The following is a 12,478-nucleotide window of genomic DNA, read 5'->3' as shown; positions in this document are numbered from 1 at the left end:
CGGCCGAGTCAGGTAGCGATAACCTCAGTACTACGCCAAAATACGCGTGCCGATAGAGACGCCGTTAAACAACGCAGGCAGTTGCTCGGCATGACGCCAACTGGCGATATCGACAGGGCGACCCAGCGCGCGCGCGGCATCTAGCGCGGCGTTGACCTTGACCACCATGCCGTCGGTGATGATGCCTTGGGCAATCAACGTCTCAGCTTTCTTCGCCGTCATCTCTTCGATGCGCTGCCCTTTACCGTCCAGAATGCCGCTGACGTCGGAGAGCAAAATCAGGTCCGCGCCCAGCGTCTGAGCCAACGCCGTTGCCGCCTGGTCGGCGTTGACGTTCATGAGTTCACCTTCCGCGGTAATGCCGATGGAGCTGATGACGGGCAGATAACCGGCCCCCAGTAACGTTGTGAGTAAAGCAGGAGATCCCGCTTCCGCTTTGCCGACATGACCCAGCGCTTCGTCCAGCCGCGTCACCACCGTACTGCCGCCGTCAGCCAGACACAACCCGACGGCCTGAATGCCGTGCTTTACCGCCCACGACAGCAGTGTTTTGTTGGCGGACCCCGCCAGCGCCCCGGTGATGATGTCGATCTGATCCGCAGGCGTGACGCGCAAACCCTGCTTTTTCTCGACGGGCAGCGACAGCTTTTTCATCAGGTCGTCAACCAGGCAACCGCCGCCGTGCACGATGACCAGAGGGCGTTGATGCTGCTGACGATACTCAACCAGCGCGCCGAACAAACGCTCCAGCGCCTCTTCACTATCCAACAGTACGCCACCTAGCTTAATAATTAACGGATTCATGGGTCTTTGCGCCTCAGAAATAATCAGAGTAAGGACTGGGTTTCAGGGAAACCGAAACGAATATTCATGCACTGTACCGCCTGTGCCGCCGCGCCTTTCAGCAGGTTGTCTTCGGTGGATACGACGATCAAATGTTCATCCTGCACCGAGAAACCGATATCGCAAAACGGCAGACCGACCACGGACTTCAACGCCGGAACACCGTTAGCGTAGAGCCGGACCAGCGGCTTATCGTGGTAGGCGTTATAGTAGGCTTCAGCCACGTCCTGTGCGGTCACGCCGGGGCGCAGACGGCAGGTAATCGTTGCCAGAATACCGCGCGGGAAATTGCCCAGATGCGGGGTAAAAATCACCGGAATCCCCAGGTGCGCGGCAATTTCGGGCTGATGTCGATGGGTGAAGAGGCCGTAAGGCTGCAGGCTGACCTCGCAGAAGCTGTTGGTCATGGTGGCCTTGCGTCCGGCCCCGCTAACGCCGCTGGTGGCATCGATCACGGGCCACTGGTCGGTATTCAACAAACGGCTTTCCACCAGCGGCTTCAGCGCCAGTTGAGAGGCCGTGGGATAGCAACCCGGCACGGCGATGAGCTGCGCCTGTTTGATCGCTTCAGCCTGCCACTCGGCCAGCCCGTACACAGCCTGCGCCAGCCAGTCGGCATGCTGATGGTCGAAGCCGTAATAACGGCTGTAAAAATCAGCGTCCTGCACGCGGAAAGCGCCGGACAGGTCAAATACAGTGCAGCCCGCGGCTAAAAATTGCGGCGCCAGATCGTGGCTCACCTTGTGGTCGGTGGCGAGAAACACCACATCGACGCCTTTGGCCGCGTCAGCGACGTCAGTGAGCGGCTGGACAGGCAGGTCGATAACGCCTTTCAATTGAGGATGCAGATCGGAGAGTAATTTTCCCGCATCTACACTTTGCGCTGAAACCGCCAAAGCGGTTATGTTCATCTGAGGGTGACGGTTCAGGTACAGTGCCAGCTCCGCGCCGGTATAACCACTTGCACCCACTATCAACGTATTCAACATGAGATCCGTATACCTTTGTTATATCGCGATCGGTGAGACGAGAGCCGGGGACTGATGCGGATAAGCCGCTCCCCTCACGATGCCAGAAAAAAGCATAAGCGCGGTCCGCGCCGCAGTTTGTGATTTTCTTTCACCTGGCAATACTGTATTTTTATTCACAAAAAGTGCATGAATATTGATACTATTCAAACCAGAGGCTGTCAACAGTGAAGATGAATTTACCCCCTTTTATTGAGCTGTACCGGGCATTAATCGCTACGCCATCCATTAGCGCCACCGATAGCGACCTGGACCAAAGTAATGAAACCTTAATCAACCTGTTGGCAGGCTGGTTTACCGATCTGGGCTTTCACGTTGAAGTGCAGCCCGTCCCAGGAACACGCCATAAATTCAACATGCTGGCGCGCCGGGGAGAAGGCAGCGGCGGTCTGCTGCTGGCGGGACACACCGATACCGTACCGTTCGACGACGGGCGCTGGACGCGCGATCCCTTCACCCTGACCGAACACGACAACCGGCTGTACGGTCTGGGCACCGCCGACATGAAAGGGTTCTTTGCTTTCATTCTGGATACGCTGCGCGACATCGATCCGACCACGCTAACCAAACCGCTTTATATTCTGGCGACGGCCGACGAAGAGACCACGATGGCAGGCGCCAAATATTTCTCCGAATCCACGCGCATCAGACCGGATTGCGCCATCATCGGCGAGCCCACCTCATTGCAACCGGTGCGCGCGCACAAAGGCCATATGTCCAAAGCGATACGCATTCAAGGCCAGTCTGGTCACTCCAGCGATCCGGCGCGCGGGGTCAACGCCATTGAATTGATGCACGAGTCCATCACTCACCTGATGAAATTGCGTAATACCCTGCAAGAGCGCTATCACAATCCCGCATTCCACATCCCCTACCCGACAATGAACTTCGGGCATATTCACGGCGGCGACGCGGCCAACCGCATCTGCGGCTGCTGCGAACTGCATATGGATATCCGCCCGCTGCCCGGCATGGCGTTGAACGATATCAACGGCCTCGTGACCGAGGCATTGGAGCCAGTCAGTTCCCGCTGGCCGGGACGCTTGACCATCAACGAACTGCACCCGCCCATTCCCGGCTATGAGTGTCAGGCCGATAGTCCTCTGGCGCAGGTGGTGGAAAAGTTGTTGGGACAACCGACGGAAGTGGTGAACTACTGTACCGAAGCGCCGTTTATCCAGCAGCTTTGCCCAACGCTGGTGCTCGGCCCCGGCTCCATCAATCAGGCACATCAGCCGGATGAGTACATCGATACGTCGTTCATCAAGCCGACACGTACGCTGATCGCACAGCTTATTCATCGTTTCTGCCAGCACTAACCTCTCCGTCTTGCCTGTCATCGATGGGCAAGGCGCGTTCCCATCAACATCGGTCAATCCTTCCCGCTCTGCGTCTGCACCTCACCGCTCGCGACCAGGAAGCGCAACTTTAGCGGCTTCCAACGGAGCCCTATGTAAAAATTTATTCTGAAAAATCACGAAATAAGCAGTGATGGACGCTATCAGATCGGCCCGTGTGCGAAATAAAAAACCACAAAATACGCCCAAGGCGGCACGATTAATTACGTGAAAACACAAAAACCCTGCTGTTTAACGGGTTTTTATCTCTATGAGACATCCCGTCAGCCCTTGTCCTAATTGGGTTTGTTTGGCCTTGATAAGCTAGTCTTATCTTAAAGATCAGGTGATTAAATTTCGCAAATTGCCTTTTCCCTACAGAAACGGGTACAACTGTAAAGATAGTGCTCACCCCAGACGGGCGCGATCCTCTATTGCCAGACAAAAACATCACTCCACTTTTGAAGCGTAATTTTTTTTAGGACAACGAGAGACGGGTCAGGACAAATATGAATGAACAATATTCCGCAATGCGCGGCAACGTCAGTATGCTCGGCAAACTGCTTGGGGACACCATCAAAGACGCATTGGGAGAAAACATACTAGAGCGTGTTGAAACCATTCGAAAACTTTCCAAAGCCTCCCGCGCAGGCAGCAATGAACATCGACAACAGCTGCTGAATACGCTGCAAAACCTTTCTAACGAAGAACTTCTGCCCGTTGCGCGCGCTTTTAGCCAGTTTCTCAACCTGACCAATACCGCCGAGCAATATCACACCATTTCCCCGCACGGAGAGGCGGCCAGTAACCCGGAAACATTGGCGCTGGCCATTCGCCGTCTGAAAGACAACGACAAACTGGACGAGAGCCAGATCCGCGAGGCCGTGGAATCGCTCTCCATTGAACTGGTCCTGACCGCGCATCCCACGGAAATTACCCGTCGTAGCCTGATCCACAAGCTGGGTGAGGTCAATCACTGCCTGAAACAGCTCGATCATGACGATCTGGCGGATTATGAGCACCATCAGATCATGCGCCGCCTGCGTCAGCTCATCGCACAGTACTGGCACACGGACGAGATTCGTAAAGAGCGTCCAACACCGGTCGATGAAGCCAAATGGGGCTTTGCCGTGGTTGAAAACAGCCTGTGGGAAGGCGTCCCCGCCTTTCTGCGCGAGCTGGACGAACAGCTGGAGCGAGAACTCGGCTATCGTCTGCCGGTGGAGGCGACGCCTGTCCGATTCACCTCATGGATGGGGGGAGACCGCGATGGCAACCCAAACGTCACGGCGAAGATCACCCGCCGCGTGCTGCTGCTGGGTCGCCGAAAAGCGGCGGCGCTGTTTTTGAACGACGTGCAGGCGCTGGTTTCCGAGCTGTCGATGTCCACATGTACGCCCGACTTGCAGCAGCTGGCCGGCGGCGACAGCATCCAGGAACCGTATCGCCAGTTGATGAAGACAATGCGCGCGCAGCTTATCGCGACGCTGAACTATCTCGATGCCCAACTCGAAGGAACATCCTCCCCCGAGCCGCAGAACCTGCTGGTCTGTAACGAGCAGCTGTGGGATCCGCTATACGCCTGTTACCGTTCTTTGCACGCCTGCGGCATGGGCATTATCGCCGATGGGCAACTGCTGGATACCATGCGCCGCGTGCACTGTTTCGGGGTGCCGCTGGTCCGCATCGACGTCCGTCAGGAGAGCACCAATCACACCGAAGCGATCGCCGAAATCACCCGCTATCTAGGGCTGGGCGACTACGAGAGCTGGTCGGAAGCCGACAAACAGGCTTTCCTGATCCGCGAACTGAACTCTAAACGTCCGCTATTGCCGCGCCAGTGGCGGCCCAGCCCTGAAACGCAGGAAGTGCTGGATACCTGCCAGGTCATCGCGCAAACCCCGCAGAACGCCATCGCGTCATACGTCATTTCGATGGCGCGCACGCCGTCAGACGTTCTGGCCGTCCACCTGCTGCTCAAGGAAGCGGGTTGCCCCTACACGCTGCCGGTGGCTCCCCTGTTCGAGACGCTGGACGACTTGAATAACGCCGACAGCGTGATGACGCAGTTGCTGAATATCGACTGGTATCGCGGCGTGATCCAGGGCAAACAGATGGTCATGATCGGTTATTCCGACTCCGCCAAAGATGCAGGCGTGATGGCGGCCTCTTGGGCTCAATATCGCGCGCAGGATGCGCTGATCAAAACCTTCGAGAAATATGGCGTAGCGCTGACGTTGTTCCACGGTCGCGGCGGTTCTATCGGCCGAGGCGGCGCCCCGGCGCATGCCGCATTGCTGTCGCAGCCGCCGGGTAGCCTGAAGGGCGGTCTGCGCGTCACCGAACAGGGCGAGATGATCCGCTTCAAATTCGGCCTGCCGGAAGTCACCGTCAGCAGCCTGTCGCTGTATACCTCCGCCATTCTGGAAGCCAACCTGCTGCCGCCGCCGGAGCCCAAGAATGAGTGGCACCACATTATGGACGAGCTTTCACAGACCTCCTGCGATATGTACCGCTACTACGTCCGCGAAAATCCAGAGTTCGTCCCCTACTTCCGCGCGGCAACGCCGGAACAGGAATTGGGCAAACTGCCGCTGGGATCCCGCCCGGCCAAACGTCGGCCGAGCGGCGGAGTGGAAAGCCTGCGCGCCATCCCGTGGATTTTCGCCTGGACGCAAAACCGCCTGATGCTGCCGGCCTGGCTAGGCGCGGGCGCGGCTTTGCAGAAGGTGATGGAGGACGGCAAACAGGATCAGCTGGAAGCGATGTGCCGCGACTGGCCATTCTTCTCCACCCGTATCGGCATGCTGGAAATGGTGTTCTCTAAAACCGACCTGTGGTTGGCGGAATACTACGATCAGCGACTGGTGCAGGAGAATTTGTGGCCGCTGGGCCATCAGCTGCGCGCGCAGTTGGAACAGGACATTAAAGCCGTACTGACCATCTCCAACGACGACCACCTGATGGCGGACCTGCCTTGGATCGCGGAGTCCATCTCGCTACGCAACGTCTATACCGATCCGCTCAATGTCCTCCAGGCCGAACTGCTGCACCGCTGTCGCCAGCAGGAGACGCCGGACCCCGATGTTGAGCAGGCGTTGATGATCACCGTCGCCGGTGTCGCCGCGGGGATGCGCAATACCGGTTGATTCCGGTGAGTCAAAAGACGGCGGAGCCCTCCGTCCGTCTGACCGAGATAACGCGTTTTTCGCCGCCGTCTCGGTCCAGCCCATATCGCCACCTGCGGGCCGACCCTGCCATTATCGTGCGGCATGATCGGCCCGTCGTTTTGCTCGCGCGCTTAATCTAAATAGCGTTCGCGCAAGCGTTCCCGCGCTGACGCATCCAATCCGTAATCCCGCATCAACCAGTTGTCTATCGAGCCGTGCCGCTCACGTATCGTCCGCAGCGCCGTCTGCAGAAACTCCTCTCTAGCCGATAAAATAAAAGCGAACGGCCGCATTGCCGCCTCGCCGAGCACGGGCGTCAGCTCCTCGACCAGACGCTGGCGGAACGGCTCCAGCGTGGTTTCCGTGAGAAGGTAATCCTCCATCACCGTCTGTTCATCCGCACCCAGCGCGAATAACACCAGCGCAACCCCGACGCCGGTCCGATCCTTGCCGACCGCACAATGCTGTACCAACGCGCCCTCGTCCGGTGATTGCAGCAACTGGACCAGGTGGTGATAGGCGCTGTTATCGAACGGCAGCCTTTCATACACGGTAAGCATGAAAGCGCGCGCATCCAGCTCGGCCAGCTTCTCCGACCCCAGCGATTCAAGATTCGCCGTCACTTCATGACTCGGCGGGTTAGCCGGCACGGCATGATAGCGGACACCCGCCCACAGCCGGTCCGGACGCAGAGCGGCCTCCGAGATATCGCGATAATCGACCACGTGCGCGACCGGCACATCGGCCAGATACGTGCGATCCTGATCGCTCAGTTCATCCAGCGCGCCAGCGCGCAGCAGCTTGCCGGGGCGCACTCGACGACCGTCGGCCGCGGCTAACCCGCCCAGATCGCGAAAATTGATCCCGCCGTTCAGCGGCAGGACGGAAGGATGCAGCGTCTTGGCTAACGTCATAGCGTTCCTTTAATGAGTGGAAATGAATGGATTCAAGAAAGCAGCGTGCGCGCCGCCGCCAGCACCACGTTCACCGACGCGGTTTCGGCCAGTTTCATCGTGGCGGCATCGGGGGTTTCCTGCTGAGTCCGATTCACGATAACGCCCGCCACCATCCCTGCGCGCAGCCCTTGGCTGGCGCACATCGTCAGCAGCGTCGCGGACTCCATTTCGTAGTTCAGCACTCCCATGCTCTGCCACTCTTCCATCGACCCACGGAAACGACGCACGACCCGATTCGAGAAGGTATCGTAACGCTCCTGTCCCGGATAAAAAGTGTCGGAAGAGGCGGTGACGCCGACATGCAGCGTATGACCGGCGGCGCGAGTGGCCTCCACCAACGCCGCCGTGCAGGCGAAGTCCGCGACGGCGGGAAACTCCATCGGCGCGAAATGCAGGCTGGCGCCGTCGAGACGCACCGCCGCCGTCGTCACCAGCACATCGCCAACGGAGATATGGGGCTGGATAGCCCCGGTCGTGCCGACGCGCAGAAATGTGCGAATGCCCAGCTGCGCCAGTTCTTCCACCGCAATCGACGTAGACGGCCCGCCGATGCCGGTCGAACAAATGATCACCGGCTTGCCCGCCAGCTCGGCGCGCCAGGAGGTGAATTCGCGGTGAGACGCCAGGAATACCGGTTTTTCCATCAAACGGGCGATTTTCTCTACCCGCGCCGGATCGCCCGGCACAATCGCCAGTTCGGCACCATGAACATCTTCCTGGGTTAATCCCAGATGAAATACATCAGACATATCGCTCTCCATCGATGTAGTGAATCAGAGGGCATCGCCCCAACCCAGAGCGCCATATACCCGGTAACTCCGTGAACTCGGTCGCTCACGAAGAAGGTAATCATTGGTTGATACCACACTCTGTGTGCATAGATTTTTTGTACTGCGAAAAGGGCGACGATGTCGCTCAGTCCGCGAGACACGTCATTTCGGCATGAGTTCCGCGCCGACGCCGCATTCGGCAGGCGCTTGTCAGCAATCAGGCATGGACAAAGTCTTGCCAGCGCCGCACGAGATAGTTGTGTTCATCCATCACCGAATTCCAAACAGCAATGTGCCCCATGCGTTGCTCGTAACTCCCTCCGTCGCGCAGCTCGCCCGGCATGATCAGAGGGTTACCGTGCGCATCCGGCAGCGTTTCGACCGCGGGTTTGCCACCGTACCAGAAATCCCATTCGGCGTCAGAGAGATAGGCCCGCGTACGCTGCGGGTTGGAAATATAGTAGCCCTGCCGCGCCATGACCGCCCCCGGCCAGCCGGACTGCCACCAGTTCAGATAATCGTAGGCGGCCTCTTTTACACGCCCGCTGACGCAGCGCGACATCGACAAACCGCCGTACCAGGCGCGATAACCCTCTCGCGGCACCGCCAGCTTGAACCCTTTTTGGCGGAAGTGATGACGAAAATACGTTGGCGCCCACAGGCTCTGTATGCACACCAGCTGGTTGCCGATAAGTTTGCTGGCCTCATCATGCGTCGAACCCAGCGCGGCAAAATGTCCTTGCCGACGTAAGCCAGACAATACGTCGGCCAGCCTATCTATCTCTTCCAGCGTCAGGTTACCCACGTTGCCGAACTTGAGCAGTCCACGCGCTTGCACCGCCAGCACGGCGTCCAACACGCCCATCGAAGCTTCATCCTGTAACGCGACCTGACCAAAGAATGCGGGATCCACCAGCCATCCCCAGCTCTCCTCCTTACCGACGAGTGAGGCCGGCAGCCGCTCGACCTGATAGGCGAAGCTGTCCGTGTTGTGCGTCAACGGAAGCATACTGATTTTATCGGTAGGGTGGGCGCCCAGTTCGCCATTATCCTGCACATACAGGCGATGTGAAGGTTCGCTGCCGCGGCTCGGCGCCTGACCGGGCAACAGCCTGCCCCGCTTCGGGAGGTCGTTGACCTCATCCCAATACTGCAGTTTAGCGATCTCAAGCGGCTGGATTGCCTGTGCAGGCCAGACAAAGTCGATATTGTGAAACCATTGGTCATAGAGATCGTAACTTTCAGGGTGCATCACGGCGATGCGCTGCGCTTCTTTCACGCTGCATATCCGATAGTCGATGCACATGCCTAGATCCTGCTCGGCCTGCTTCTGCAGCAGCTCCAGCAACGTCACTGAAGTGCCCAGTACTCGTAAGGTCACACCGTTGCTCTTCATCATTGACCGCCGCTTTTCATGATCGCCGGAGTCTGAAGGCGCTCCACGCCGCTTTCGCGTTTTGAAAGCCAGTTTCCCCGCCTCATCATGTTCCCTCGCCGCAAGGGCGTAGGGAGATCACAGGCTGTTCGCCGAGGTGCTGACGGGGAGAAACGAGAAGAGATCCCCGGGAAATGACGGGGATGTGCTTTTTTTTCACAATAATAATACCTCTAAAACTCAATTGAGACGGGCCATACCGACGTCACCATCAACAGGCACACCGTTAAACAGCCCTGAAGATCTTTCGTGAAACCACGGGTTGGCGCGCGTGAGCCGGTGAGAGCGCTATTGTGGCACCATTGTCCACAATCGACGACACCGCAGTCATCAACCGACGGTCAGTGGCCTATCGGGAGCAGGCCCGAAAGCGACGTCGGCATATTTTCGGATTACGGCATAACGTCGCCGGAATTTGGCCCCAGCGTTTGACCGACAAAGAGGTTGCCGCCAGGATCGCTGGCCAGCAACAGCGCGGCTGGCGCTACCTCGTCAGCGTTGCCGAACCGCCCTAACGGTAGCTCGGCGGCTTTGGCTGTTTTCCAGTCGCTGCTGATGCCGTCAACCATCGGCGTCGCTATCGGGCCGGGAGCGATGGCGTTGACCAGCACATTGTGCGGAGCCATCTCCAGCGCCAGCGATTTGGTGAAACCAATGACGCCAGCTTTCGCCGCCACATAATGGCACAGCTCGGCCCCGCCTTTGATACCGAGCTGGGAGGCGATATTGATGATGCGGCCCCAACGCTGACGCCGCATCCATGGCAGCGCCCGCTGAGAAGAGAGAAATACGCTGCGCAGGTCTACCGCCATCATATCCTCCCACATCTCCAGCGTGATCGCTTCACAGGGCGCCTGCGTCAACAGTCCCGCATTATTAATCAGTACATCGATACCGTCGTAGTATCGAACGCAGTCATCAACGCTTTGCTGCGCTCCCAACGGCGTCCCGACATCCACGACACTCCCATAGCATTCAACACCGCGTTGGCGACAGCGCTCGACGACGTGTTCCAATCCTTCCGCATCGCGATCGGACAACAGCAGGCGCGGGCCATGATGTGAGAAAAGTTCGGCGATAGCGAACCCAATACCGCTGGCCGCGCCGCTGATAACAACGCGTTTATCCTGTAATGACATTCTATCCTTCCTAATTCGGCCTCTGTAGATGACCGTCGTCGATAATCAAAGCGCGGGCTACGGCGCACAAAGCGCGCCACAGCCCACCGCGTAAAATAGAGATAGCAGATAATCAGATGAAGAAAGCGATCCCGTCGGCGGATTCAGGATTTTATCCCATGATTTCTAACAAGAACCGCGGGCAAAACTGCGGGGTCATCACGCGAGGGGGCTGTGAATACGCTTCGCCGGGCCACGTTTTGTGGATTAAAAGGTCTTTTTCCCTATCCCGCCAACGCCAACTGCCGCAGAGCTCTCCAGCCCTCTGTTTTTTCCAAACAAAACGCGTTTAATCCGCCGAAAATGCCTCAAATAGATAGCTATCTATTTAGTTGGCGCATCACTATTCGCCCGTTAAATGGGCGCTTAAGATCACGAAAAAATAAAAGATCATCGTAAAATGCAAAAATATTAGATAAATATATCGTCTAAGCTTTAAAAGTGACCAAGTATCAATATTTACGCCTAAAAACTCACTGTCTCGATGAGTATTATCCATAAACGTATCTTATATTGAAACATCCATTATTGAACGTGCATTATCCAAACAGGCTGTTTTTTAGCCGCCATCAGTCACGCACATCGCCGCAGAGGTGTGCGATAATGACGTCATGCGCATGGCAGGAGACGATGTCATAAAGGATGTTAACTACACACGATAATAAAAAGCCGGACATTCGTGGCACAGCACGTTACGAAATGATCCATCAGGTATTGCAGCAGGCCATTAAGGCGAACACGTTGCCTGTTGGATTGGTCATGCTGGAAGGACCGCTAGCTGAATTGTTTGGTACCAGTCGCGTTCCCGTCCGCCGGGCTCTCGGACTTTTGCATGAAGAAGGGTTGATCAGCCGTTTCGAAGGCCGCGGGTTCATCGTGGCGGCGGAAGATCAGGAAATTGAGCCTGTGCGTATGCCGCTCAACCGCACCATGCTGGGGTTCGATCAGCAGCAAGAACTGGTGGACACACGCAGCACCGGTGAAAAAGTGCTCAGCGACCTGCATGAAGCGCTGTCGACCTGTATGGTGTTCGGTCATTACCAGCTCAACGAGGCCAGTGCCGCCGAGTTTTACCACGTCAGCCGCAACGTTATTCGCGAAAGCCTGATGCGACTGCGCGATCGCGGTCTGGTAGAAAAAGAGCCCTACTCCCAATGGCTGGCTGGGCCGCTAACCGCCCGTGAAATCCGCGAGCATTATGAAGTTCGAGCCAGTCTTGAACCCGCCGCGCTGCGTCGGGCTGGCCCTCTTATCCCTCAGAAACACATCGATGCCAGTCTGACGCATATAGAGCGCATTCGAACCAGTAAAATCAGCACGGGAGCCGAACTCGAGCAGGTCGAAGACGATCTTCATCTGCTCAGCCTGGAGTTTGCGGGTAACCGCACGTTGGTTGATATTCTTCGGCAGAGTCACTCTACCCTGACGATCGCGCGCATCTTCCATGAAACGCTCTCGCTGCCCGTCGATGAGGCCATGGTAAACGAGCATCAGGTGATCTACGAACAACTGCTGGAAGGTTGCTGGGAGCTCGCAGCGCAGACCCTGGATGAGCATCTGGCGAATGCTCAGAATCGCACGCTGAAAAAATTGAAAGTCCTGTCCGTACTGCCGGAACCCACGCTCCCCCCCTATCTGCAGCGCCTCAGCTGACCTTCGGCACATTCAGTCAGCAAAAAAATTCTTTTATTACAGCGATATGAAGAAAATTACCGAACAAACCCCGTTCTAACGATAGTGACTCAAAAGCCCCGTCGCCGT

General features: G+C 57.2%; 9 protein-coding genes. 3 read left to right on the top strand and 6 right to left on the bottom strand.

Features of this window, described 5'->3' with window-relative positions:
• Positions 1-30 precede the first annotated feature (30 nt).
• Together argB and argC are read right to left on the bottom strand one after the other, a co-directional pair.
• Positions 31-804 (bottom strand): acetylglutamate kinase, encoded by a 774-nt coding sequence (argB, locus tag AU511_RS10805; protein WP_094109648.1) that lies wholly within the window; start codon positions 802-804, stop codon positions 31-33.
• Between the two features lie 23 nt (positions 805-827).
• Positions 828-1,832: an N-acetyl-gamma-glutamyl-phosphate reductase gene (argC, locus tag AU511_RS10800; protein ID WP_094100097.1), complete on the bottom strand. Its 1,005-nt coding sequence runs from the start codon at positions 1,830-1,832 to the stop codon at positions 828-830.
• 206 nt (positions 1,833-2,038) lie between these two features.
• Between argC and argE the strand changes: the two genes are divergently transcribed.
• Both argE and ppc read left to right on the top strand, forming a co-directional pair.
• Positions 2,039-3,190: an acetylornithine deacetylase gene (gene argE, locus AU511_RS10795; protein WP_094100096.1), complete on the top strand. Its 1,152-nt coding sequence runs from the start codon at positions 2,039-2,041 to the stop codon at positions 3,188-3,190.
• A 527-nt stretch (positions 3,191-3,717) separates the two neighbouring features.
• A complete protein-coding gene (gene ppc / locus AU511_RS10790) occupies positions 3,718-6,357 on the top strand; it encodes a phosphoenolpyruvate carboxylase (RefSeq protein WP_094109647.1) in 2,640 nt (879 codons plus the stop codon).
• 152 nt (positions 6,358-6,509) lie between these two features.
• On the opposite strand, the gene AU511_RS10785 is transcribed toward ppc, so the two are convergent.
• The 4 genes from AU511_RS10785 to AU511_RS10770 form a co-directional block, all read right to left on the bottom strand.
• The gene (locus AU511_RS10785; RefSeq protein ID WP_094109646.1) at positions 6,510-7,292 is read right to left on the bottom strand and encodes a tyrosine-protein phosphatase; all 783 of its coding nucleotides are present in this window, start codon (positions 7,290-7,292) and stop codon (positions 6,510-6,512) included.
• A 32-nt stretch (positions 7,293-7,324) separates the two neighbouring features.
• The gene (gene udp / locus AU511_RS10780) at positions 7,325-8,083 is read right to left on the bottom strand and encodes a uridine phosphorylase (protein WP_094109645.1); all 759 of its coding nucleotides are present in this window, start codon (positions 8,081-8,083) and stop codon (positions 7,325-7,327) included.
• Between the two features lie 238 nt (positions 8,084-8,321).
• On the bottom strand, positions 8,322-9,503 hold the full coding sequence (locus tag AU511_RS10775) for an ABC transporter substrate-binding protein (protein ID WP_094109644.1): 1,182 nt from the start codon (positions 9,501-9,503) through the stop codon (positions 8,322-8,324).
• Positions 9,504-9,931: 428 nt separating this feature from the next.
• Positions 9,932-10,678 carry an SDR family NAD(P)-dependent oxidoreductase gene (locus tag AU511_RS10770; protein WP_094109643.1) on the bottom strand — a complete coding sequence of 249 codons (747 nt, stop codon included), beginning with the start codon at positions 10,676-10,678 and terminating at the stop codon, positions 9,932-9,934.
• Between the two features lie 681 nt (positions 10,679-11,359).
• Here AU511_RS10770 and AU511_RS10765 point away from each other — a divergent pair.
• Complete coding sequence (locus AU511_RS10765; RefSeq protein ID WP_094109642.1) at positions 11,360-12,370, top strand: GntR family transcriptional regulator; 1,011 nt, start codon at positions 11,360-11,362, stop codon at positions 12,368-12,370.
• The last annotated feature ends 108 nt before the right edge of the window (positions 12,371-12,478 follow it).

The organism is Lonsdalea iberica, from assembly GCF_002111585.1.
Classification (GTDB): domain Bacteria; phylum Pseudomonadota; class Gammaproteobacteria; order Enterobacterales; family Enterobacteriaceae; genus Lonsdalea; species Lonsdalea iberica.
The sequence above is the reverse complement of the archived record's forward strand: the minus strand, read 5'-3'. Positions and strand labels throughout refer to the sequence as shown.